The following is a 23,663-nucleotide window of genomic DNA, read 5'->3' as shown; positions in this document are numbered from 1 at the left end:
GTATGCTCACATCTGGTATAGTAGTGATACCTGATCGATAAAAGATGTTTGACCCGCTTCTCCGGTTCACAAAAATTCGATCTTTGCTGCGACTGGATGCGGGTTCTGCCCGAGGGTAGACGTGCCAAAAGCTTGCGGACTGTGTACGAAGGGGTTGTGATGGCAGAAGTACAGCAGCATCAGACAGATATGTTACATACGCCTGCAATAGTCAACGCACTGCTCCACGATTGCAGCGCGATTGTAGACTACCGCACACTACTGGATAGCTTGCCGCGCCGCCTGACCTCACTACTTCATTGTCGCTGCGTTCTCCTGTATCAGCGTATCGAGGACACGCTGCAATTTGTCGCAGGCTCATTTGATGACAAGCCCGGCTGGTCGGCCGCCCTTCTCACTGTCGCACATATCAATCCGTTGAGCCTCACCAGCAACACACCAGAGGCCTGCGCATGGCGCGAAGGACATATTATCTTTGTGCCAGCCACACAGCCGACGCTGCTGGCAGTGCCGCTCGTCTATCGGCACCATCGGATCGGCGTTCTGGTCGCCATTCGCGGTGCAACCTTTGAAGAAAGTGAGCAGGAACAGAGAACACTCCCATCGATATGGAGTGCAGAGGAAGTGCAGATTGTCGGCGCACTCAGTGGCGTCATTGCACTTTTACTCGAAAATAGTCGACTGCTGGAACGCGATCAGGAACGGATGCGCGAACTTACCCTGCTCAATACCATCAATACGAGGCTCCATAGCACCCTGAACGCGCCGGAACGCCTGCATAACCTGGTACTACAGCAGGCAAAAAACATCTCTACCGCAGATGTCTGTGTGCTACTAACAGCTCCCGACCAGCAGGATGACGCTTCCTGGCTTTCGCCCCTGATGCGAGAAGCCCTGTTTCGCCTGTTCCAGAAAAACCACTCCGCTGAGCCGCTCCTGCTGGAACAGCCCGGAACCCCGCAGACTGCCGCACTACTCTCCTATCTGCCAGGCACAATCAAGACCTTTTTTGCCGTCCCGCTGCTCAGTCAACATGGTGAAGCTCCACACCCAGACAAAAACCGCGTTCAGGAGCCGCTGCGCTATCCTCGTCTCCAGGGTATTCTTGCGGGTGGCTTCTATCGTCCCTGGAAAATACGCAAGGGGGAGCTGGCCCTACTGTGCGTGCTGGCAAATCAGGCCGGAGCCATTCTAGAAAACAGCCATCTGCTGCTTGAAGTGATTGAGGCCCGCAATGAAGCGCGAAAGCTGTTACGACAGGTTCTCGACGACCGACGTTTCAAAGAGCTTATTCTAGAGAGTATTCCAAGCGGGCTGATAACAACCGATGCCAACGGCGTCATTACCTCTTTTAATCGTGCCGCAAAGACGATTCTCGGCTATCACTCGCGCGAGGTTATTGGTCAGCCACTAGACCATATTCTTGATCTACGGCACTTTATCCCCAATCCGGAGCTTGAGCTATCTCGCACCGGGGAACACCCGGCCCTGGGCAGCGAGCAATCAACAGGGCCGATCAAGACAGGCAGCAGGGGCACGCTCCAAACCAGAGACCGCCATGAGCGCAGTATTCTGCTGGATGTCAATATTCAACGGCTGCATAACACGCAGGGCGGCACCCTGATTACGTTTACAGATATCACCCTTCTGCAACGGCTTGAAGAAGAGAAACGACGGCTTGACCGGCTGGCAACGCTGGGCGAAATGGCCGCAAATGTTGCTCATGAAGTCAGAAATCCGCTGGCTTCAATCAAAACATCAATGCAATTGATGCTGGAAGATCTAAATGAAAGCCCTACAATCGATGACATGCAAGATCTACAGGGATCAGCGTCTGTGGTTCTCAAAGAGATCGAGCGTCTCGACGCCATTGTGCGTGATCTGCTTCTGTTCGCCAAACCCCGACAGCTACAGCGTACCCCATGCTATCTACCAGAAATCAGCGATCGAGTGCTGCATGCACTACAAAGCCAGTGCGAAGCGGCGCAGATTACCGTTCAACGCGCTTACGAGCAGGTTCCGCTGCTTCGGGTCGATAGTGGGCAGATAGAACAGGTTCTGTTTAATCTCTACCTCAACGCGTTGCAGGCGATGCAGGATGGCGGCACACTCACTGTTCGCTGTCAGCAGCGTTCGGCAGAGGAAGTCTGGCGCGAGAGCCAGGAACAGGCATCAAACCTGACCATGTCCGGCCTGTTGCGCCCGGGAAGTTCCATACCACCGCATGCCGCCTTCTGGGTCGATCTCTCGGTACACGATACCGGACGAGGCATCACGCCTGAGCAGCTTGAACGTATCTTTCAGCCGTTCTTTACGACCAAAGCGCATGGTATTGGACTGGGTCTGGCAATCACCCGCCGTCTGGTCGAAGATCATGGAGGATATATCAAAGTTGAGAGTCACCCGGGCAAAGGTACTACTATGACGGTGCGCCTGCCCGGCATACCCGAAGCTGAAACCCGCCCGGAGCAGGGCAGTATACGAGGTAAGCTATGAGTCTGAGTATCCTTATTATCGACGATGAGCCTCATTTACCGCACCAACTGGCACGATTTCTCAAAAAGCGAGGATACGAAGTCTATACCGCAGCGGATAGCCTATCTGGCTTGCGTGAGCTACAACATAACCCTATTGATCTTGTACTCCTGGATCTTCGTCTGCCCGGTCTGAGTGGCCTGGAAGTTTTGCAGCAGATTCGCACAATGGATGCGGAGCTTCCGGTTGTGATTCTTACCGCCCACGGCGATGTGCAGACAGCAGTCAAGGCGATGAAGCTTGGCGCATCAGATTATCTTCTGAAAGGCTTTGATCTGGAAGAATTGCTATTGGTAGTGCAACGAGCCCTTGAAACAAGTGCTATGTCGCGCGAATTACGCCAGCTCAGACAGGAAAGAAGCGACAACTACCACTTCAGTCATATCGTGGGGCAGAGTGAACGCATGCGAGCCGTCTTTGCGCTGGTAGACAAGGTCGCTCGCAGTGATGCCTCGGTCCTGATTATGGGAGAAAGTGGCACCGGGAAAGAGGTTGTCGCCCGCGCCATCCATGAGCAGAGTAGCCGTTCCTCTGGCCCATTTCATCCATTGAATTGTGCGGCAATCGCTCAAAATTTGCTGGAAAGTGAACTGTTCGGCTATGAACAATATGCGTTCACTGATGCTAAAAAGCAAAAGCGTGGCCTCCTTGAGCTTGCCGAAGGCGGAACGCTGTTCCTCGACGAAATTGGTGAGATGCCACTTGATATGCAGGCAAAACTGCTGCGTGTGCTGGAAACCCGGTCATTCTTTCGGCTTGGTGGGAACAAAGAGGTGAGGATCAACGTCCGCGTTCTGGCGGCTACCAATCGAGATCTCGAGCAGGCCATGAAAGAGGGGCTCTTTCGCTCTGATCTCTATTATCGGCTTGCAGTGCTGAAAATCACGCTTCCACCGTTGCGCGAGCGCCCGGGTGATATTCTGTTGCTGGCCGCCCGCTTTATAGAGGAGTTTAACCGCTCCCTCGGACGTAATGTGCATAAGATCTCGCCTGAAGCGCAACAACTGCTGCTACGCTATAGCTGGCCCGGGAATGTGCGCGAACTGAAAAATGTGATCGAGCGAGCCATGATTCTCAGTTCCAGTGATGAACTACTCCCCGCTCATCTGCCACAGGAGATTGTTGGCAATGAGAAGCAGCGCCCGGCTTCGTCCCTTGATCCCTGGGATCAATGGTTGAACTCTCATCCATTGGGCGCTGTCTCGCTGGAAAAGATCACGGAACAGATAGAGCAACACTTTATTCGTTGGGCGCTGGAAATGACCAAACATAATCGCACCCGAGCCGCAGAATTGCTAGGCTTTGCCAAAGTCGACCAGCTACGCTATCTGATGCGCAAGCATGGTATCGAATAAGAGAGAGGGTCCTATGGTAATGTCAGTAACTCATATTCAATCTCTTTCCAGGCCTCCATCTCTGCTTCTTCCGCAGTAATAGCCTGATGCTGTGCCGCAGCGCGCTGGTAGATCCGGGTGACACGCTGACGAAACGTACTGATCGGTCCTTCCTGTCTCGCCGGTTCGGGCATCACCTTCAGGGCAATTCGAGAAGGAGGATAAAAATCTTCCCTGCGCGTTAATGCCAGCGAGAGGAGGTCACCAAAAGTAGCCAGCAAAGCCAGCCGTGTCTCATTGAAATGCTGCGCAACATGGCTTGAGGCCAGCAAACACCCGGCAATATTGCCCTCAAAACGCAGAGGATATGCAGCGGCACTGACCTCATACTTATCCCGGATAGCAGGGAAAAGCCTGTTGCTGACACGCAGATCATTATCATAGCGGAGCTGCCCGGAATGAATGGCATACCCGGAGAGAGATTCATATCCCAGAAACAGCACCTCGTGTTCAAGGTTTGTGTTCCAGGGATGGACACCTCGCCCGAGACACTGGCGCAGGCTCCACACATTGCCATCCTCACGCGGAGGCATACAGAGAATGAGCCTGACAGCCATACCGGCCTTCTGCGGGTCCAGTTGCTCAAGTGCCTGTTCAAGGATCAGCTCGGAAAGCCGCCAGAAAATCAGGCTTTCGGTTGTCATCGTACGTTCACGCAGGACGCGGGCAAAAAAAGCAGAAGGAATAGTGGAGGAAACACCTTCCATCAGCCAGTTCTGAAAATCGGGATATTGAGCTTGTAATGCGGAGAGGAGATCCTGACGGTAGCTAGAACCTGCCACCTGAGCCAGACGAGCCAGATGCTGTCTGTTGGGTTGGGATTCGCCGTTTGCCCAACGTGTCAGCGTCATCGGGGCGACATGCAACGCCTGAGCCAGTCGGCGGCGCTCTGCCGGAGATTTGATACCGCCCTGCAAAACCTTCATCCAGGGTTGAAGCGATGTACCCATATACGATACGCCTTTTTCATGAACTGTAGCGGTTTCAATTATTCAGATATAACTCTTTTGCCTATGATAACAGAGAAAGTATACAGAGTCAACAGGAAAACGTTCTCTCTTCCTATATAAAATAAAGCAAGCATTGTAGGAAATAGTAATGAAAGTATACCAGTCGTTTCTGTTTGCTTCTATTGGAAAATACAAGCATAAGCGATATGCTGTGGTTGAAGAAAGGATGGAGAATGATGCGGCGAAAAATTCTGGTGGTCGATGACGATAACGAAGTGCGAGAAATTGCCTCTTTTGTCCTTACCCTTCACGGCTTTGACGTCAGCACGGCAGCCAATGGAGCGCAATTACAGGAAAAGCTGGCAATCGAGCGCCTCCCTGACCTCATCATCCTGGATATCACGATGCCCGGCGAGAACGGCTACCGTCTCTGCCAGGTATTACGACACTCAAAGCGGACCAAACATATACCCATTATGATCATTACAGCGCATGCAGAGAGCATCTACGCTCGGATCAGCAAGGATTTGGGAGCAGTGCAGCATGTGTCCAAACCATTTCATCCCCTGGAGCTTGTCAAGCGGGTACAATGTATACTGAGTTGAGGCAGAGACTTAGAATCAGTCGTATACTTAAATAGAGGGAAACAGCCGGGTATCCCCGCTGCTTTATTCCCTGAGCCAATTGGAAACAAAAACACTTGTTTCTACGTCCAAAAGTTGGTATCATTACGAACAGAAGGGTCTATAGAGTTCAAGGAAGCAGAGCCGCTATGCCTAACAGATATGAACGCGAGATAGAGGAAATCCTGCGCAATCTGGAACACTCAGATGCAGAAACAGGAGCACAACGCACACCTGCCTACCGTTCGCGCAAACGGTTTGACTCCTCTGCCTCAAAGCAATCTCGCCCGCACTTCAACCTGCGCTTATCCAAAACAGATTGGCTACTCCTCATCGGCATCCTCTGTGCCCTGATTGGAGGAGGCTTCGCCTACGCTCGACCACACGACTACGCCGACCTTTATACCGGTATCTTTGCAACCATTGCCACACTCTGCATATTCCTGGTTGCATTCTCCCACTTTCTCTTTCGGCCTCACCGTCCCCGTTCGTATCGTTATGGAAACGTCACCATTACGCCGCTACGTCGTGGCCCGTTCGACCAGATCAGGACGCAGTGGAATCTGCTCATGCTCAAGTTGCGCTACAGACGAAAAAAGAAGTAGCAGTTCGTGCGAAATTCCCGGCCCCGGGGTACTTGACAAGTCGGCGGAAGCATGCTATATTTCTATCACGCTAACGGGGTGTAGCGCAGTTGGTAGCGCGCCTGCTTTGGGAGCAGGAGGTCCGCGGTTCGAGTCCGCGCATCCCGATATTGCGGGAGTAACTCAGTTGGTAGAGTGCCTGCCTTCCAAGCAGAATGTCGCGGGTTCGAGTCCCGTCTCCCGCTCTTCTCCCCTACAGGGAAACCCTGAAAGCTCATGCCATCTGCGGGAGTAACTCAGTTGGTAGAGTGCCTGCCTTCCAAGCAGAATGTCGCGGGTTCGAGTCCCGTCTCCCGCTCTCTTCAGTCTCTTTGCTGCGGCAAAGGGGCTTTTTTTTGCCCCCCTACTACAACTCAGTGGCAGGGCATGCTCTGTACCCCTTCTTATCACAATACAGAGCATGCGTACACCCGGCCCATCCTTCAGCTAGCATGGTATAAGCAGATAATATCCTTCATCCACCAGCATTTTGCTCTCTTTCCAGACACCTGATTGATCATACTCTTATCTAATACATATCAATACATAGATTTAGAATGCTCAAAAACAGCATACTCTTATGACATACAACACGAAAACGTCGCTGTGCTAATCTATGATATAAGCGCTTTCACGAAACGCTCAAGTGGTGAGATAGCAATTGGCGCGGGATCTTCGGTGATGCGCTCTTCATAAGCCGGGGACGAAGCATACCGCATTCCCCAGAGCAACAGACCAGCAGCCGTTGCATATGCAGGCTGATTGACTGACTCATTAAAACTATAGAGATCGAATGGTGCACCGACCCGCGTGGGCAGATCCACATACTGGTTCATTGTCGTACGAATTCCCGGCAGGTTCGCGCTTCCTCCCGTCAACACAATGCCCGCGGGCAAGAGCCCTTCATATCCTGCCTTCCTGATTTCATTCAGCACCATACCACACAGCTCTTCAACCCGGGCTTCGATAATCTCTGAGAGGAGCTTGCGCGGCACCAGATCACTACAGCCGGTGATAAAAGGCATCAGATCAATCATATCATCATCCCGGATTGCCGCCGGATTGGAATGCCCATACAGAATTTTCAACTGCTCCGCAACAGAAATCGGAAGCCGCAGCCCGATCGCAATATCATTGGTGATCAGGTTGCCGCCAATAGGAAGCACAGCCGTATGGCAGACAGCGCCATCCGCAAAGATCGCCATATCTGTTGTTCCACCGCCGATATCAAGCACCACAATCCCCATCTCGGCTTCACCCTCATTTAACACTGCTTCGCTCGCCGCCAGTGAGCTCACCACCAGTTGCTCAACCTCGATCCCCGCATGCTGGACGCAGCGCGTCAGATTCAGCAAAGAAGAGACCGCTCCGGTCACGATATGGGTATCCACTTCCAGCCGAAAGCCGGACATACCGATCGGGTTCTGAATGCCATAGACGCCATCCACACTATACCCGCGTGGCACCACATGCACAACTTCGCGATTAGCAGGAAGCGCAACCGCCCGCGCAATTTCAAGGGCACGGTCCACATCGTCCTCAGCAATATCGCGACCATAAGGAGAAATAGCTACACACCCGCTACTATTCAGAGAAGCAATATGCGTTCCAGATACTCCAATATACGCAGTGGAGATTCGTTTACCCGCTAACCGTTCGGCTCGCTCCAGTGCAGCAGCGATTGAGGATATAGCGTCCTCCATATGGATAATCATTCCCCGCTTCAAACCGCGAGCCGGACAAGAGCTCGCACCAGTAATTATCAATTCCCCATCCTGGTCAATCTCACCAATTAAAACGCTGACCTTTGTTGTTCCCACATCAACACTAGCAATAACGCGCTCTTTCATTCCAGGTGCTCCTACAAATCACTACAAATCAGATACCCTTGCAAACAAGCATCTATATACTTATACTGGTTCAGGAGGGAAGAAAGATACCAGATGATTGCGAAAAAGTGAAATTCACGCTATGCCCCAGAGAAAAAATGAGTGGCAAGTGCATCACAGGGAAGGCCTGCACCCATCCCCGCTCAACGCCATCCATGCGCCCGGTACCATTCATCCACCAGTATACTGAGAGGGAAGAAAAGCATCATGCTCCAAAAGTAGAATAACGACCTAGAGAACTCTCCCGCATAATTACGACGAAAGTAGGATATCAGGAAAACTGGAAAGATGACGCCACCTCAGCGACTCTTACCAGACATCAACTTCTTATTTTCCACTTTCTTTATGGAAAAGGCGCTTATCTTTACTCATTATTATCTTCTATAGGTCATCATGAGGGCAAGAGGGACAGGGAGAAAACGCGTATAGTTTGTATTGTCAGAAAAGTGCTTCCCGTCTCTATTACCCTGGAGGGGACGACCAATGAGTGTTGCGCCTGTTCCCCATGCAGCGCTGCGTCTCTTCTGCTTTGTGCTCCGGTTTGACTATCGCTGAAACCAGGAGAAACAAAGGGGTTGAACGCGTACCGCAACCGGTAACACTGCCTTTTCCAGGAAAGGAAGAGAATACGAAGTGATGGACGCTTGCTCTTCAATCCGAGTTGCATGGAGAATTTGTTCAGGACATTTAAGGCGAAGCTGGAGTTGTTTTCACCTCTTCATTTACAGTATACACCAGTTTCTCAAAAATAGTAATCAACCCTGTCGTCTTATCTGGCTGACTCTCTCTTTCAGCATGAAAAACCTATCATCTCTCTATGAACGCTTGCATATACCAAAATTTGTCTATCCATGCTTCCAGACATTCCGACAGGGCAGGAAGTGGACACGGTGTCGCACGCCTTTGCAAGGATCCTCTGAGAAATGTGTAGCACTCGCCCTTCTTGATGAAAGCAGAGCAGCATTCACCAAAAAGGGAATATACTGTCATATTCCAGACCGAGAAGCGACATAAAAAAGCACAACCACTGGATAAAACTGACTACCTATTTCATTTTTCATTTATCGAATTCAGCAGAAAAAGACTTACTGAAAAGCATAAGAATCGGCACAGGGTGCGCTTTCATAGAAAGATGAAACGATTTCTATGGAGATTTATCGCAAATATTACAATCTTGACGAAAGACAATCCAGTATGATAAATAATAAAGACGTTCTACTAAAAGCTGTACCAGATCGCTGCTCGATAAGGTACCCATCTTCCGCTTAGCCACCTTTGAGAGACAGCCTCATCCTGACAAAGCAATGTTGGGAGATGCTTACTGTCTTATGGAGGAAGTTTTTTTACAATGGTTAACTTCATCTGGGTTCCCATTGTCGTGGGCCTACTCGCTGTGCTGTTTGCAGCATACCTTGTCTCCTATGTGCTTCGTAAAGATCGCGGCACACCTGAAATGCAAAAGATTGCAAACGCTATTTTCGCAGGTGCGACAGCCTATCTGAATCGCCAGTATCGTACAATCGCTCTTCTTTCCATTGTGGTGGGGCTGGTAGTTGCTGCAGCGCTTGCCTTTCTTGGACAGGGTTCTCAAGCAGACAAAATTGATCTTGCATGGCATACCGCAGTAGCGTTCCTGGTCGGAGCACTCTGCTCAGGCATCTCGGGATATATTGGAATGTATGTTGCGGTACAGTCAAACAGCCGTACAGCCAGCGCGGCCAGGCGCAGCCTCGGTGAAGCGCTGGTCGTTTCTTTACGCGGCGGCGCTGTTTCAGGCTTTCTGGTTGTGGCGCTTTCGCTCCTCGGAGTCTCCGCCCTCTTTCTCCTTTTTGGGGGATATGTTAATGCAGGACATACACCCTCCTTGCTTGTTGGCTTTGGTTTTGGTGCCAGTTTTGTCGCCCTCTTCGCCCAGCTTGGTGGCGGCATCTACACAAAAGCTGCCGACGTCGGCGCAGACCTTGTGGGAAAGGTTGAGGCCAATATCCCGGAAGATGATCCACGAAACCCCGCCGTTATTGCCGATCTGGTCGGCGATAACGTGGGAGACTGTGCCGGACGCGGTGCCGACCTCTTTGAGTCCACTGCCGCCGAGAATATCGGTACGATGATTCTCGGGGCGACGCTCTATCAGGCAACGGGAAACATCGGCTGGATGCTCTTTCCACTCGTGGTTGGAGCTTTCGGGATTATCGCCTCTGCCATCGGCGTGCTGTATGTTCGCGCCTCAAATGTCATTGAGCCCGATAAGGCCGTGGGACGCGACCCAAGCCAGATCGCAATGAATCAGCTCAATATTGGCTACTACATTACCTGTATCATCTCCGTGATAGGTATTTTCCTGGGAAGCTATCTGTTACTTGGCGGAAATGCGGTTCCAGCAAACTACTCTATCCCGGCCTGGGTCTGGTATGGGTTGGCGGGATGTGTTGGTATCTTACTGAGCGTTGCCTTTGTCTTTATCACCCAGTATTACACTGCCGGAACATGGCGACCGGTTCGCGAGATTGCTGAATCCTCGATCACCGGGCCAGCCACAACCATCATTTCCGGGATCACTATTGGCTTTGAATGTGTTGTCATGCCCGCCCTGGCAATTTCGGCGGCCCTCGGACTCTCCTACTTCTTCGGGAGTCAGGTCCAGTTGCCAGTTGAGCTGCAACGGCTGGGGGTCATCAATGTCAGCGGTATCTTCGGGACAGCGATCGCGACAGTGGGCATGCTGATGAGCTGTGCCTACGTGCTGACAATGGATACCTTCGGCCCCATCACTGATAACGCCGGCGGCATCACAGAGATGAGCGGGCAGCCCGAAGCCGTCCGCCAGATTACAGATGCGCTCGATAGCGTTGGCAACACCACCAAAGCACTGACAAAAGGCTATGGGCTCGGTTCCGCCGCGCTGGCTGCCTTCCTGCTGTTCAGTGCATACCTTGATGTCCTGTATGGCTTCAAGCATGATGCCACTGTCTATCGGGTTGATATCGCTAATATCGCTATCTTTATTGCGGCGCTTCTCGGCCTAACCCTGATTTTCTTCTTCTGCTCTCTGGCAATCAGAGCCGTAGGCACTGCATCCAAACGCATGATTGAAGAGGTACGCCGGCAGTTCCGCGAGATGCCAAATATTATGGCTGATGATCCAGCCGATCGCGTCGACCCAGACTATGCGCGCTGTGTGGATATCAGCACCAATGGAGCCCTGCGAGCAATGATTCTGCCGGGTGCGATTGCTGTGCTGACCCCGATTGCAGTTGGGATGATTCTTGGTCCACAGGCCGCAGCAGGCATGCTGATGGTTAGTACAATGGGCGGCATCGTCGTTGCTCTCTTCCTGAACAATGGTGGCGGTGCCTGGGATAACGCCAAGAAATATATTGAGTCGGGCTTCCTGCGTGCCAATGTGAAAGGGCAGGTCGTCAGTCGCACCGATCCTGAAGGCATTGTCCTCGGAAAGAACAGCGAGGCCCATAAAGCCAGTGTTATCGGTGACACCGTCGGCGATCCTTTCAAGGATACCGCCGGGCCCTCACTCCATGTGCTGATTAAGCTGCTCAGCACGATCACATTGGTCCTTGCACCACTTTTCTATCTCCTGCATGGATAGAAGAGAGAAGGGGGCTACCGTGCTGGTAGTCCCTTTTTAGGGCTGTAAGAGCGCAGGCAAATCAGCAATTGAGGGCAAAATAGCATCCGGCTGAATATGCTCTGGCAGTGCTGTCCCTGCTGAATATTTCCCTGTACAGACCAGCACACCACGAATCCCGGCCTTTTGCGCCCCCGCGACATCGTTGACGACATCATCACCCAGCATAAGCGCCTCCGAGGCCTCAACCCCGAGCGAATGCAAAGCCTGTTCAAAAAAGGCCCGATCTGGCTTGCCAAGCACAACCGCCTGCTTTCCGGTCGCCTGTTCCAACGCGTAAACAAAAGGGCCGCTATCAAGCTGTAGGCCCTCTGTCGTTCGCCAGTAGAGGTTCTTATGCATAGCCAGCAGGGGCGCTCCCTTCATCAACAAGCGAAATGCCTTGTTCATTGTCTCATACGAAAGCAGCTCTTCAGCGCCACCGATTACCACAACCTCGGCATCCTCTTCTGTTAACGGGATACCGGCAAAATCGTCAGTCGTGTCGCCTTTCGAGATCACCCAACAGCGTTTGTCTGGATAGGTCGCGCGAATATAGCTGGCAGTCGCCACAGGAGCTGTGACGATCGCGTCTTCCTCCACTGGCAAACCGATTGCCTGTAAGCGCTCGGCCAGAGTGCTCCGCTTCATGGTAGTTGTATTGGTCACAAAGGCAACACGATAGCCATTGCCGGCAAGCCAGGTTAACGCTTCGGTAGCTCCCGCAACAGGCTGCATACCAACATGCAACACCCCATCGATATCAAGCAGCACGCCACGAATTGTATCTGTCCCTTTCATATACTTTCATCCTTCCAAAGAGGAAGAAACTCTTTTTTCGTCGAGAAGAGAGTATGGACGCTCTATGCATTCTATATCATGCATTCTCCCTCTCCGCAAGAGAGCAGAGAAGTGATATAATAGACGGGACTGGAAAAAATATTCTACACAAGGACCGGGGAAACACCTTTATGCCTGAATTTAAAGTTGAAGCACCTTTTCAGCCAACCGGCGATCAGCCAGAAGCCATTGCAAAGCTGGCAGAAGGGATCAAGAAGGGGTATAAATATCAGACGCTTCTGGGAGTCACCGGAAGTGGAAAAACCTACACAGTGGCCAAAGTGGTCGAGCAGGTACAAAAGCCTACACTGGTACTGGCTCCCAATAAGACGCTTGCCGCTCAACTGTATAGCGAATACAAAGAGTTCTTTCCGAATAATGCTGTAGAGTACTTTGTCTCCTACTATGACTACTATCAGCCAGAAGCCTATATCCCGCGTACAGATACCTATGTCGAAAAAGAAAGCATGCTCAATGAGGAGATCGAAAAATTGCGCCTGTCTGCAACGCGCAGCCTCTTTGAGCGTCGCGACGTGCTTATTGTAGCCTCGGTCTCCTGTATCTATGGTCTGGGTAGTCCTGAAGAATATAATCAGGTGGTTCTTACCCTGAAAGTCGGCGAAGAGCGCCGCCGAGATCGCATTCTACGCCATCTGACCTCGATCCAGTATGAGCGCAATGACGCAAACTTTACTCGTGGTCGGTTCCGGGTTCGTGGCGATGTGCTTGAGATCTTCCCGGCCTATGAAGACCTGGCCGTACGGATTGAGTTTTTCGGCGATGAGATCGAGCGCATGACTGAGATTGACCCGCTGACCGGCGAAGTTCTGGGTCAGCGCCAGCGACTCGATATCTACCCGGCAAAACACTGGGTTACCACCCAGGAACGCCTGAACAAAGCCATTGAGTCGATCCAGCAAGAGCAAGAGGAGCGCCTACAGCAGCTCGAAGCCGAAGGCAAGCTCCTTGAGGCCGCACGCCTGAAACAGCGCACCAACTTTGATATTGAGATGCTGCGTGAGACAGGAATCTGTTCCGGCATCGAGAACTATTCACGCCACCTGTCGGGACGTGCCCCCGGAGAACAGCCCTGGACACTGCTCGACTACATGCCGGAAGACTTTCTTCTTGTGGTCGATGAGTCGCATGTGGCCCTCCCGCAGGTTCGCGGCATGTATGCAGGTGACCGATCGCGTAAGCAGGTATTGGTTGATTATGGCTTCCGCCTGCCTTCGGCCCTGGATAACCGCCCACTGACGTTCTCAGAGTTTGAGCGTCAGATCAAGCAGGCACTCTTCGTATCGGCCACACCCGGCCCGTATGAATATGAGCATAGCACCGCCATTGTCGAGCAGCTTATCCGCCCAACCGGTCTGATCGATCCGGCTATCTCAGTGCGACCAACAAAGGGGCAGATCGATGATCTGATCGCGGAGATTCGTGCCCGCGTCGAAAAGGAACAACGTGTTCTGGTCACGACACTGACGAAGAAAATGGCCGAAGATCTTGCTGACTATATGCAGGAGTTGAATATCAAGGTCCATTACCTGCATTCCGAGATCGACACCATTGAGCGAGTTGAGATCTTACGAGACCTGCGTATGGGCGTCTACGATGTCGTGGTCGGTATCAACCTTCTGCGTGAGGGTCTGGACCTACCAGAAGTATCACTGGTCGCGATTCTGGATGCCGATAAAGAGGGCTTCCTGCGCTCTGAAGGCTCCCTGATCCAGACAATCGGACGCGCAGCCCGCCATGTTGAAGGAAGCGTGATTATGTATGCAGATACCATTACAGGCTCAATGCAACGCGCGATCGACGAGACCAATCGCCGCCGCCGTTTGCAAATCGCCTATAATGAGCAGCACCATATCACACCTCGCGGTATCAAGAAAGAAGTAAAGACCCTCTCGGAACGCCTGAAAGCGATGAGCGGAGCGGAGGAAGCTAATGAGCAGGCTGCTGCTAAAGTGCTGAACGGTATCCCGAAAGATGAAGCGATCCGCTTGATTAAGGATCTGGAAGCGCAGATGCGCACCGCCGCCAAACAACTCGAATTTGAGAAAGCAGCCCAGTTGCGCGACCAGATTATTGAGGTCAGGCGCTCGATGATTGAATAATGACAACAGGGAGGAGGCCTCTGTTCCCTCCTCCTTCTGTCCCCTCACACTCGACACATACTTGAGCGTCAAGCGACAACATACCCTGCCATGCCTCAGATTGTGCTCGCTTGAGCCCGCCTTCAGCATATCTCGATACAACGATCCAATACCTCCCAATCCCGGAGTTATCTATTCCCGTTTCCGAACAGGAAGAAACGGCAGAAGAGGAAAAAGCGATGCTGTTCAGGCCCTTCTGCGGGCTATTACACCTAATGACAACCTTTTTTTCCTATTTAGTGAAACCATAAACTGAGTATTAGGTGGAGAGAAGGCCTGTTCTCTGGATGCAGTCGAACTGATTATTAGGTGGAAGAGATCTATTGCACCCGGTAAAAAAATTCACACTTTTCTTTTGCCAATTACTTGACAAACTACTATATAATATCAACCGTATGCTTTTTGCATGCGACAGATACCATGATTCAGGCACTTAGCCTATTCATTAACCCACGTAACGAAATCTTGTGGAGGAAGATGCGATGCTCGTACACCTGATGTTGGAACTCTACAACATCGACCGTGGTATCCTGGAGAATGAACCGCTGCTCCGCCGTGTTCTCACTGAGTACCCGGACCGCGTTGGAATGGAGAAGGTCAGCCCGGTCCACCTCTATGATATTGAAACTTCTAATCCATTGGATGCGGGGATGTCTGGTTTTGTCGTTATCGCGCAAAGCCATATCAGTCTGCATGCCTGGCCCGAATATGGCGAAGTAGATATCGATATATGCTCCTGCAAAGAATTCAGTCAGGAAGACGCTATAGCATATGCAAAAGAGATTTTCCAGACTGACGATGTAGAATCCCATTTCGTGGTCAGGGCAACGCGCTCACTCCGCCCTGATGAGCCAGATCCTGCCCGCCTCGAAGCAGCTCTCGCCGCTCGCCGGAAAAAGGCGACGGAGGTACGCTAAGGGCACAAAGGGAAAGGCAGATTTTCTATTTGCCATTCATTCTAGCTATACTGGAGGATGAGGAGTATTTATACAGGCATCGTATCTTCTCCCATCCTCCCTCTCTTGCTCCCCAATTCGATTATTTAGATAGCAACCAGGCATTTATCAACGCCTGCATAAATACAGTAAAGGGTCTTGAGGTATGGTCAATCCTCCTGGCATTCAATTCCTGGCACCTGATGCCCCCTATTGTGAGCCAGATAAAGCAAAGGTTATCATTATTCCTGCTCCCCTCGAATATAGCGTGTGCTATATGAAGGGGACCGCCAGAGGGCCAGAAGCGATCCTTGAGGCTTCTGGCCAGATGGAACTGTATGACGAAGAGCTTGACTGTTGCCCGACAGACATAGGCGTGCACACTCGCGCCCCACTGGACTATAGCGGTATGGATCATGCAGCCGCACTCAAAGCCACCGGCGACGCAGTGCGCGAGGTATTGCAACGCGGACAATTCCCGTTCACGCTCGGCGGGGAGCACTCGCTTTCTGCCCCCGTCATTCAAGCAGTCCATGAACACTACCCGGATCTCACCGTAGTCCATATTGACGCACATGGAGACCTGCGCGACACCTACGAAGGTACCCCTCTCTCGCATGCCTGTATCGAGCGGCGCGTGGTTGATATGGGAATTCCCCTACTGGAGATCGGTATTCGCAGTTTCAGCCCGGAAGAAGTTGCGTTTATGAAAACCAGGCCGAACGTCTCCATCGTCTGGGCCTACGAAATCGCACGTGGCACGGCCCAAATTCCCTGGGAGCGTCTGGGCAAACATACCTATATCACGCTTGATCTTGACGCCTTTGACCCTGCCGCAATGCCAGCAGTAGGCACCCCGGAACCCGGAGGCCTCTCATGGTATCAGGTTCTCGATCTGGTGCGGGAAGTATGCCGCCGGTCCACCGTCGTTGGCATGGACGTTGTTGAGCTCTGTCCGATGCCCAATCAGGCTCATGCGGAGTTTCTGGCAGCCCGTCTGGTGCATAAGATGCTCGGGTACCGCTTTTTCGCCAAACAATAACTACTTTCTTTCCCTCTATCGAGACGGAGAGAGGCGTTTCCTCGTTGTAGAAAAAGGGGAGGAATGCGGGAAGAGATCTCACCTCCGATCTTCCCGCATTCTCAGCTTCACCTCACCGGCCCAGGAAGCTCCCGTCTTCAGGCGGGAGAGGAATGGGCCCACCTTTAGCGGGAGGCCATTGACCCTTTTGTATGCTTATTCCCATCGTTGCTATACTGACAAGGGAAGAGTTATACTCTCCTCTTTTTCAAAAAACCGTCTGGTGAATAATTGATGACACGCTTGATAAGACAATTAAAAAGACGCTATAGAGAAACGCAGAAACTCTCTCTTCTGACCTGTTTTTTGCTCTGCCTCCTTACAAGCTGTACCACAGTGCAAAACAATGTCGTGGGCAGCACCCAACCACAACAAAGCGCACCACGCCAGCAGATCATGCTGAACGCAGATGATCCCGCTCAGCCGATTATTCGCACGCTCTACGGCGGCGGCCTGCATGGGACACTTTCCTTCAGCCCACAGATCAGCATTTATAGCGATGGCACATACGTGCTTGGCGTCGAAAAAAAGGGACAGCTTGCCTCAGACAGCCTGCAAACGCTGCTGGATACACTTGCCAACACCTACAACCTGTTTGATTTCTCACGCAAGCAATTCTCTGATATTCAGGATCAAAACTCAACCTATCTACAACTGGCCTTCAATGGCAAGCAAACTCAATTGCAGTATGGGACTTTTGGACACTATCAGGCCAACGCGCAGGATCGTGATGAATACACCCGGCTCGGGAAAGCCCTGACTGCCATCTCGGAGGCGCTCACAGGCCCAACAGAGCCTTATCAAACCAATCACTACGCGCTACTGATCCGCCGCGCCTATGGCGCTGATCCTACGGCCTCTCATCCGGCATGGCCACTCACCGAGTATACTGCGGAACAAGCGGCATATTCCGAGTGCGGCAAAAATCCCGCAAATGAGAACACCCCCAATCTGGAAACAAGCTGCCTGAAATTTACCCTGCCGGCACATGGTCTGCTCCTGACTTCAGAACAGGTTCAGCAATTCAAAGAGGTGATGAAGGGGGCGCAACAGGATTTTGAGGAAAATGGGAACTATTACACCGTCACGTTACGGCCTTTGCTTCCCGATGAACAGGCCAATCATCGGCTTGCCATGTTTGGCAGTGCGCAGAGCGATTTTCGTGCTGTGCCTTTGCTTCAGCAGCCCAAACCAGAGCAAGAAAGTGGCTCCTGAACCGGTCTGGTCAGGGCCAACCGTTTCTATTCTCTTCTTTCAGGGGGATGTGGTATACTGAAGGAGACGTGCTATCTACACAACCGTTGTAGCCACCAACGCGCGTCTCTTATAGTGTGGAAGGATAATGGGAGGCAGCAGGAGGGGCTAGCCGAACTAACCACCCACTTTTAACAACATCCCCCAGCACAAAGTTAAAGCATGAAAGGATTTATGACCAGAGATTTCAGTAAATCAGGGCGAGAAGACAAACGCCCGCCACGCGATATGTCCACCAATCAGTATCGCAATGAGCAGCAAGCGCGTCCCACCCGTGTACGTCTCAGCCGTGAGGTTGTAGATCGGGGTTGGGCCCTGGGCGCTCAAAACAGACATGCTGATTATCAGCCGCGCAATAACGGCTCTATGTATCCTTACCAGAATGGTCGGACACAGTCAGCATCTTCCTCCAATAACGGGTATGGTAGCAGTAGGCGGGGGCAGCGACCACAACATAATCATGCGAATCCGGTATCTCCACACAACAACTACCAGAGTCCCTTTTCCTCAAACCCAAATAGCCGAGGACAGACACCTCGCGACTCCTATCAGAAACCGAGGAAAGGAGGGTATACCCCATATCACGAAAGGAGCAGTCAGCACCAGTCACATGAAACGCGGTACCAACCCCCTTACGGTGGGCAGTACCAGGACAGAAGACCCTCCAAAAATGCTGCGCGCTTCGAGGGAGATTATGAGTCCTTTACTCATACATTTGAAAATCCCGGGCATTCTTCCCAGCATAAACCTACACACCATAAGACACCAACGAACAAACCACCACGACAGGAACGGCATACAACACAGCTCAGTAGTGGTCGTGTTTTAAAGGGTTCGCGGCCCGCTCAACGCAAGCAGGCCCGTTTCTGGCAAGAAATCGAGCAGGATACAGCCGAGCTCTTACAGGGCGTTCGACACAATAAGCCAGAAAATTCCCCTTCTCATGAGCAGAAAAAACGGGCCGAAGGCCGCCAGCATGCTCAGGATGAGGAGAAACAGTAGCCGTTTCACAACGCGTTTCGCACGCTTTTAAAGTTCAGGTTTGTTCATATGGGTGTCCAGTCGTTCTCTGGGCACCCATCCTGTTTCATGTGCAGGCACACTACGAAACATCGATACAAAGCCCAACTTGTGATACACTAATGACGGTTGCACATGGCCCTATTCTGTAATAGACAGCACACGCTATAATCTATACAGGATTATATTTTTTATCTGGATAAACAGGGAGCCTCGTACACGCGCTTTGTTCTGCTCCAGGCCAGGTGCACAATGCCAGAAGATAGACGAAATGGAGAATTCCTGATGAATACAACGGCGGCCACTTTGAGCCGACTCTTTTCCAGTATTCAGGCCGATTTAGACCTTGTCGATAAAACATTTCAGGAAAGGGCATCCTCCGGGCTGGACATTCTTAACTCAGCCTCAATGCATGCCCTGGGCTCCCCAGGAAAGCGGCTTCGCACCGCAATAACCCTCCTGGCAGGAAAACTCAAGAACTACAATATCGAAAAGCTCTTACCACTGAGTGTCGCGTATGAAATGCTGCATCTAGCGACACTGATCCATGATGATATTGTTGACGAAGCCAAAACCCGACGCGGACAGCCAACCGTCAATGCTGTCTGGGGAGATAAGATCGCTATACTGCTTGGAGACTACTACTTCGCCAAAACCGCAGGCCTGATCGCTGATATTGAGGATCACCGCATTGATCACCTCTTCTCAGATACGGTCGCAACTGTCTGTGAAGGAACCATTCTGGAAATGATGACCGCCGGGCAAATTGATCTCACGATTGAAACCTACTACGAGAAAATCAAGCATAAAACAGCCTGTCTGATGGCTGCCTGTAGTAAAGGTGGCGCGACCGTATGCGGCGCTTCGCCTGAAGAGATTGAGCAGCTCTACCTGTACGGCCTGCACCTGGGCGTCGCCTTCCAGATTATTGATGACATTCTGGACTATACGCAGGATCAATCAACCATCGGCAAACCAGCCGGAAATGATCTTCGCCAGGGGATGGTAACGCTTCCGCTTATTTACGCACTACAAGAAAACGCGTCCGCTGACCGACGCCAGCAGATACAGCACATTTTAGGCGGTCAGTCACAGGATGAAGACGAGATTCGCTCTGTCGTTGATTGGGTTGTTCAGAGTGACGCGATCAATCGATCTTTTGAAGCAGCAGAGGAGCACGGAGCAAAAGCGCGAGAAGCGCTCTACAGCTTCGCCCCCTCGTCTCACCGCGACATCCTGGATGAGCTGGTCGACTTTGTGATTGTCCGCAACCGCTGATACAACTCCGATAGGATACATGTCAATGAGCATCAAAACGTCTATGAATCTAGAGGAAAAGTTTCGCGAGACCGGGGGAAAGCGCCCTTATGTCCAGCGTCTCTTTGGCCGCATCGCAGGCGTCTATGATCTGATGAATCGGCTGATGAGTTTGGGATTGGATATCTACTGGCGCAAACGGGCGGCTCGCTATCTGGCTCTAGCTACCGGTGAAACGGGGCTGGATCTGGGAACCGGGACCGCTGATCTCGCTATCACTGTAGTTCGTCAGGCCAAACCTGGTACCCGCATGATTGGCATGGATATTGTGCCGGAAATGCTGGAACAGGGCCGTAAGAAAATTAAACGACTCGGACTTGAGGAAAGCATTGAGCTCCGTACCGGCGACGCAGAACATATCGATCTGCCCGACAATAGTGTTGATGGGTGCTGTCATGGCTTTATTGCCCGCAATCTGACCAACCTTCGCCAGGGCTTTAGCGAAATGTTGCGTGTTGTCCGCCCTGGTGGTCGGGTCGTCTGCCTGGAGATCACCCACCCGCCCGGCAAGATCTTCCGCACATTGTTCTATATCTATTTTTATAAGCTGGTCCCACTTCTTGGCCGTCTGGTTGGTAAAGCACCGGAAGAATACAACTACCTGCCTAATTCCCTGACGGTCTTCCCGGATGCTCCGCACCTCAAGGAGCTGATGGAAGAGGTTGGCTGGAGCGACGTTCGCTATTACTACCTGAACAACGGACTGGTCGCTATTCATGTGGGCACCAAGCCAGAACAATAGAGGCGCTTGTACTGTCGGTGTCAGGGGTACCGCAGTACAAGCCTCTTTCATTACAGCATCCCGCGACTGATCCCCACCAGCAACGCCAGACCAAGAAGGATCATCCCAAAACAGGCACTGGCCCAGAGCCATTCATACCCGGTGCGCAACGGTGGCAGCTCCTCCGGCTTCGGTAGCAACGCAACCTTCTCGCGCTCCTCACCATCGAAATCGATCGCAAACATTTCCGGGAGCATACGCGCCACTGTATCTTCAACAGATGGCTTCTCACGCTCCCGCAGCACAACAACTGTTTCCTCTTTAGGCTTAGTAAGCGAGGGAAGCAGCGCCTGTAGGGCCTGTTGAAGCTCCTCAACCTGCTGATAGCGTTGCGAGGCCCGCGCATGGAGCCCCTTCGCCAGAATCTCTTCAAATTCCTCCGAGAGTTGGGGATTCAAGCGCCGAATCTTTGGAACGATTGCGCTGGTAGCAACCCGGGCCGGAACACTTCCTGTTGCGGCAAAATAGGCGGTAGAGAGCAACGAATAAAGGTCGGCACGAATATCGATCAGACCATTGCCAAGTTCAGGCACGGTATACGGAGAGAGGCGCAGACGCTCAAGGCCCGCCAGATATTGCCAACCGCCCCCGGCCATCACAACAGAGAAGCCAATTAACGAGCTCTTGTGATCTGATCCGCTCAGCAGAATATGTTCTGGTCGAATCCAGCCATGCACAACTGGTGCAGGTTGTTGTGACAGGAAAGCAAGAATATCGAGGATCTGCAAACAGAGGTCCACCACTTCTGCCTCAGAGTGCGCACGTTTGCGTTGACGAATAGAGGAGAGCAGTGTCATGCCCTCGGTTGCCTCAAAAACAAACAGATTGCGTCGCCGCTCGCTAAAAGCATCCCACAGAGCTGGAATACGCGCATGCTGCCCGATCGACAGAAAGGTATTGGTCGCGTTGCGTAGAACCGTCGTCGCCGCTGTATCGTAGGCGGGCAGGCCCACATCACTGATAAAGACTTGCACCCCACCACGTTGCACATCCTGCGCCAGCCAGAACGCCTCATAGGCCCGCTTCTGCCAGACCTGCCTGCTAATCAACCGACGCAGGAGATAGCGACCATTACGTAACGAGCCACCTTCGGCAAGCTCTTCACCAATCAGGCCAAACTTCGGCGTTTGAGGAGAGAGCGCCATAGAAGCCGTTGCTTGTGCTGGCTCAAAGAGAGGCATTGCCTCAGTCGTTCGTTTACGCTCTTTTACAGGCTCCACAAGAGGAAGGGGAGCAGGAGTCTTTTCCTGCATGACCTCCGAAAAAGGATCCCTGCCAGTCACTTCGATTGGTGCGGGCGAATTCCGTTGTGAGCGTTCATCTAAGAGAGCCTTCTGTGGCTGAGAGAGCGCTTCTGATGATTCCGGTAATCGAACAAATAAGCCACAGCGCGTACAGGGTCGTCTGGTTACATCCCATTGCATACCACAGCGTGGACAAACCATCACATATTGCGACGTGCTCTTTCACCTCTTCGCAGGTCACGAAGAAGTCACGCCGCCCTCCTTTCTACTTCCTCCCCACCATTTCCGGGGCTGGGCATTGCCACGTTCTCTCATGAGCAAGGTCTGGCAACCTCACAGCTCGAAAGACCTGTATTATACAAGAAATAACAATTTAGCATAAGAAAGCATGCTATACCGCTTCAAGTATAAAGAACAGGGCACAAAATGTCAATGTGCATATCTATCCGTGCTTCCCCTTCACCGCTTCCGACCAATAGCAGAAAGCCCTCCGAAAAACCCTTCCAGCGTTTTCGCCAGGTCATACAACTGAGTTGCTTCCACCACAGAAATCTCATGCCCCGGATGCGCCACACGATACAGAAGCTGTACCACAGGCTGCTTATGCGGGGCCCTCTCCTCCGAAGCAGTTGAACCAAGCAAGGAAGCGCGCAAGGCATCCACGCTCGCATTCACCTGTTCCAGCTCAGTGATATCGATAAAGCTTGCAGGTTTAGATGTGCTTTTTTCGCGCTCTAATTCCCACTGACGCCGCGCCTTTTTGCCAGCAGCACAATAGCAAAACTCGGGCTTTGTCGAGTCTGAATTGAGGAGTCCCGTATCCTCACAAATAGGGCAGATCGACATACGAAATTATTCTCCTTCTCTGCTAGAATGAATAGCCAGATAGCATCCGCCCCACTACTATACCATAACAGACACTCAGGAGAGACGCACCTTGCCACAGCGATAGTCCTGTAACATCATTTCACAATCAAAAGCCATTGCACCGGAAACCTCTTCAGGAGAACGCCAACAGGGAAGACCCTCACCGGAACCATGCTCGGTCCCTCCTACAATAACGCCTTTATACGCAATAGAGACGGCGCGAAACCGGGGATCTCTTTTCAGCGCAGAATAGATACCAACCAGCCCGACGAGCTGCACCTCGTAGCCGGTCTCTTCTTTAGCCTCGCGGAGCACACATTGCTCGATTGTTTCGCCATAACGCACAATGCCGCCAGGAATGGTAAAGCCGAGTCCATCCGAACGATCTATCAGAAGGATCTTTCCATTCTGCTCAACAATGACACAGGCACTCAAAATAGGAGAGATCTGCCCGAGCGTGCAGAAGGCAATCAAACGAAAAATCAAACCTGCGAGCCAGCCTTTGACTTTTTCCTTCATTCCATCC

At 52.0% G+C, this 23,663-nt stretch carries 18 protein-coding genes and 3 tRNA genes; 15 read left to right on the top strand and 6 right to left on the bottom strand.

Going from position 1 to position 23,663, the window contains the following annotated elements; all coding sequences use genetic code 11:
- The first annotated feature begins 159 nt into the window (after positions 1-159).
- Together EI42_RS12185 and EI42_RS12180 are read left to right on the top strand one after the other, a co-directional pair.
- Positions 160-2,496: a sensor histidine kinase gene (locus EI42_RS12185; RefSeq protein ID WP_170142568.1), complete on the top strand. Its 2,337-nt coding sequence runs from the start codon at positions 160-162 to the stop codon at positions 2,494-2,496.
- Complete coding sequence (locus EI42_RS12180; RefSeq protein ID WP_111322256.1) at positions 2,493-3,890, top strand: sigma-54-dependent transcriptional regulator; 1,398 nt, start codon at positions 2,493-2,495, stop codon at positions 3,888-3,890. Before EI42_RS12185 ends, EI42_RS12180 begins: the two co-directional genes overlap by 4 nt.
- Positions 3,891-3,901: 11 nt before the next feature.
- Here the strand turns inward: EI42_RS12180 and EI42_RS12175 are convergent, their stop codons facing one another.
- Positions 3,902-4,879 (bottom strand): GAF domain-containing protein, encoded by a 978-nt coding sequence (locus tag EI42_RS12175; RefSeq protein ID WP_111322254.1) that lies wholly within the window; start codon positions 4,877-4,879, stop codon positions 3,902-3,904.
- A 233-nt stretch (positions 4,880-5,112) separates the two neighbouring features.
- On the opposite strand from EI42_RS12175, the gene EI42_RS12170 reads away from it, so the two are divergent.
- The 5 genes from EI42_RS12170 to EI42_RS12150 all read left to right on the top strand — a co-directional run bounded on the left by EI42_RS12170 (position 5,113) and on the right by EI42_RS12150 (position 6,444).
- Positions 5,113-5,484, top strand: a complete 372-nt coding sequence (locus EI42_RS12170) for a response regulator (protein WP_170142567.1) — start codon at positions 5,113-5,115, stop codon at positions 5,482-5,484.
- A gap of 167 nt (positions 5,485-5,651) precedes the next feature.
- Positions 5,652-6,107, top strand: a complete 456-nt coding sequence (locus tag EI42_RS12165) for a hypothetical protein (protein WP_111322250.1) — start codon at positions 5,652-5,654, stop codon at positions 6,105-6,107.
- Positions 6,108-6,181: 74 nt separating this feature from the next.
- Positions 6,182-6,254, top strand: a tRNA-Pro gene (locus EI42_RS12160).
- A 4-nt stretch (positions 6,255-6,258) separates the two neighbouring features.
- A tRNA-Gly gene (locus tag EI42_RS12155) sits at positions 6,259-6,331 on the top strand.
- Positions 6,332-6,371: 40 nt separating this feature from the next.
- Positions 6,372-6,444: transfer RNA gene (locus EI42_RS12150), tRNA-Gly, on the top strand.
- 295 nt (positions 6,445-6,739) lie between these two features.
- On the opposite strand, the gene ftsA is transcribed toward EI42_RS12150, so the two are convergent.
- Positions 6,740-7,975, bottom strand: a complete 1,236-nt coding sequence (gene ftsA / locus EI42_RS12145) for a cell division protein FtsA (RefSeq protein WP_111322248.1) — start codon at positions 7,973-7,975, stop codon at positions 6,740-6,742.
- Positions 7,976-9,362: 1,387 nt separating this feature from the next.
- Between ftsA and EI42_RS12135 the strand changes: the two genes are divergently transcribed.
- Complete coding sequence (locus EI42_RS12135; protein WP_111322244.1) at positions 9,363-11,621, top strand: sodium-translocating pyrophosphatase; 2,259 nt, start codon at positions 9,363-9,365, stop codon at positions 11,619-11,621.
- Between the two features lie 36 nt (positions 11,622-11,657).
- Here the strand turns inward: EI42_RS12135 and EI42_RS12130 are convergent, their stop codons facing one another.
- Positions 11,658-12,440 carry a TIGR01458 family HAD-type hydrolase gene (locus EI42_RS12130; RefSeq protein WP_111322242.1) on the bottom strand — a complete coding sequence of 261 codons (783 nt, stop codon included), beginning with the start codon at positions 12,438-12,440 and terminating at the stop codon, positions 11,658-11,660.
- A 170-nt stretch (positions 12,441-12,610) separates the two neighbouring features.
- Between EI42_RS12130 and uvrB the strand changes: the two genes are divergently transcribed.
- From uvrB to EI42_RS12095, 7 genes are all read left to right on the top strand, one after another.
- Complete coding sequence (gene uvrB / locus EI42_RS12125; protein WP_111322240.1) at positions 12,611-14,599, top strand: excinuclease ABC subunit UvrB; 1,989 nt, start codon at positions 12,611-12,613, stop codon at positions 14,597-14,599.
- A 521-nt stretch (positions 14,600-15,120) separates the two neighbouring features.
- The gene (locus EI42_RS12120) at positions 15,121-15,555 is read left to right on the top strand and encodes an S-adenosylmethionine decarboxylase family protein (protein ID WP_111322238.1); all 435 of its coding nucleotides are present in this window, start codon (positions 15,121-15,123) and stop codon (positions 15,553-15,555) included.
- 184 nt (positions 15,556-15,739) lie between these two features.
- Positions 15,740-16,615, top strand: coding sequence for an agmatinase (speB, locus tag EI42_RS12115; protein WP_111322236.1), 876 nt, complete (start codon positions 15,740-15,742; stop codon positions 16,613-16,615).
- A gap of 375 nt (positions 16,616-16,990) precedes the next feature.
- Entirely contained in the window at positions 16,991-17,869 is an 879-nt protein-coding gene (locus EI42_RS12110; protein WP_137686230.1) for a hypothetical protein, read from the top strand.
- A 213-nt stretch (positions 17,870-18,082) separates the two neighbouring features.
- On the top strand, positions 18,083-18,910 hold the full coding sequence (locus tag EI42_RS12105; RefSeq protein WP_111322232.1) for a hypothetical protein: 828 nt from the start codon (positions 18,083-18,085) through the stop codon (positions 18,908-18,910).
- Positions 18,911-19,213: 303 nt separating this feature from the next.
- Entirely contained in the window at positions 19,214-20,206 is a 993-nt protein-coding gene (locus EI42_RS12100) for a polyprenyl synthetase family protein (RefSeq protein WP_170142566.1), read from the top strand.
- Positions 20,207-20,249: 43 nt separating this feature from the next.
- Entirely contained in the window at positions 20,250-20,987 is a 738-nt protein-coding gene (locus tag EI42_RS12095) for a ubiquinone/menaquinone biosynthesis methyltransferase (RefSeq protein ID WP_246046366.1), read from the top strand.
- Positions 20,988-21,037: 50 nt separating this feature from the next.
- On the opposite strand, the gene EI42_RS12090 is transcribed toward EI42_RS12095, so the two are convergent.
- From EI42_RS12090 to EI42_RS12080, 3 genes are all read right to left on the bottom strand, one after another.
- Complete coding sequence (locus tag EI42_RS12090; RefSeq protein ID WP_137686229.1) at positions 21,038-22,474, bottom strand: serine/threonine-protein kinase; 1,437 nt, start codon at positions 22,472-22,474, stop codon at positions 21,038-21,040.
- Positions 22,475-22,729: 255 nt separating this feature from the next.
- Positions 22,730-23,116: a hypothetical protein gene (locus tag EI42_RS12085; RefSeq protein WP_111322226.1), complete on the bottom strand. Its 387-nt coding sequence runs from the start codon at positions 23,114-23,116 to the stop codon at positions 22,730-22,732.
- A gap of 75 nt (positions 23,117-23,191) precedes the next feature.
- Positions 23,192-23,656, bottom strand: coding sequence for an NUDIX domain-containing protein (locus EI42_RS12080; RefSeq protein ID WP_170142565.1), 465 nt, complete (start codon positions 23,654-23,656; stop codon positions 23,192-23,194).
- Positions 23,657-23,663 lie beyond the last annotated feature (7 nt).

Source organism: Thermosporothrix hazakensis (assembly GCF_003253565.1).
Classification (GTDB): Bacteria; Chloroflexota; Ktedonobacteria; order Ktedonobacterales; family Ktedonobacteraceae; genus Thermosporothrix; species Thermosporothrix hazakensis.
The sequence above is the reverse complement of the archived record's forward strand: the minus strand, read 5'-3'. Positions and strand labels throughout refer to the sequence as shown.

Bases quoted from the DNA above. Each gene is read 5' to 3' on its own strand.
- EI42_RS12135 (WP_111322244.1), top strand. From the start codon at position 9,363: ATGGTTAACTTCATCTGGGTTCCCATTGTCGTGGGCCTACTCGCTGTG.
- EI42_RS12095 (WP_246046366.1), top strand. From the start codon at position 20,250: ATGAATCTAGAGGAAAAGTTTCGCGAGACCGGGGGAAAGCGCCCTTAT.
- EI42_RS12165 (WP_111322250.1), top strand. From the start codon at position 5,652: ATGCCTAACAGATATGAACGCGAGATAGAGGAAATCCTGCGCAATCTG.
- EI42_RS12085 (WP_111322226.1), bottom strand. From the start codon at position 23,116: ATGTCGATCTGCCCTATTTGTGAGGATACGGGACTCCTCAATTCAGAC.
- uvrB (WP_111322240.1), top strand. From the start codon at position 12,611: ATGCCTGAATTTAAAGTTGAAGCACCTTTTCAGCCAACCGGCGATCAG.
- speB (WP_111322236.1), top strand. From the start codon at position 15,740: ATGGTCAATCCTCCTGGCATTCAATTCCTGGCACCTGATGCCCCCTAT.
- EI42_RS12180 (WP_111322256.1), top strand. From the start codon at position 2,493: ATGAGTCTGAGTATCCTTATTATCGACGATGAGCCTCATTTACCGCAC.
- EI42_RS12100 (WP_170142566.1), top strand. From the start codon at position 19,214: ATGAATACAACGGCGGCCACTTTGAGCCGACTCTTTTCCAGTATTCAG.
- EI42_RS12130 (WP_111322242.1), bottom strand. From the start codon at position 12,440: ATGAAAGGGACAGATACAATTCGTGGCGTGCTGCTTGATATCGATGGG.
- EI42_RS12185 (WP_170142568.1), top strand. From the start codon at position 160: ATGGCAGAAGTACAGCAGCATCAGACAGATATGTTACATACGCCTGCA.
- EI42_RS12080 (WP_170142565.1), bottom strand. From the start codon at position 23,656: ATGAAGGAAAAAGTCAAAGGCTGGCTCGCAGGTTTGATTTTTCGTTTG.
- ftsA (WP_111322248.1), bottom strand. From the start codon at position 7,975: ATGAAAGAGCGCGTTATTGCTAGTGTTGATGTGGGAACAACAAAGGTC.
- EI42_RS12170 (WP_170142567.1), top strand. From the start codon at position 5,113: ATGATGCGGCGAAAAATTCTGGTGGTCGATGACGATAACGAAGTGCGA.
- EI42_RS12120 (WP_111322238.1), top strand. From the start codon at position 15,121: ATGCTCGTACACCTGATGTTGGAACTCTACAACATCGACCGTGGTATC.
- EI42_RS12175 (WP_111322254.1), bottom strand. From the start codon at position 4,879: ATGGGTACATCGCTTCAACCCTGGATGAAGGTTTTGCAGGGCGGTATC.
- EI42_RS12105 (WP_111322232.1), top strand. From the start codon at position 18,083: ATGACCAGAGATTTCAGTAAATCAGGGCGAGAAGACAAACGCCCGCCA.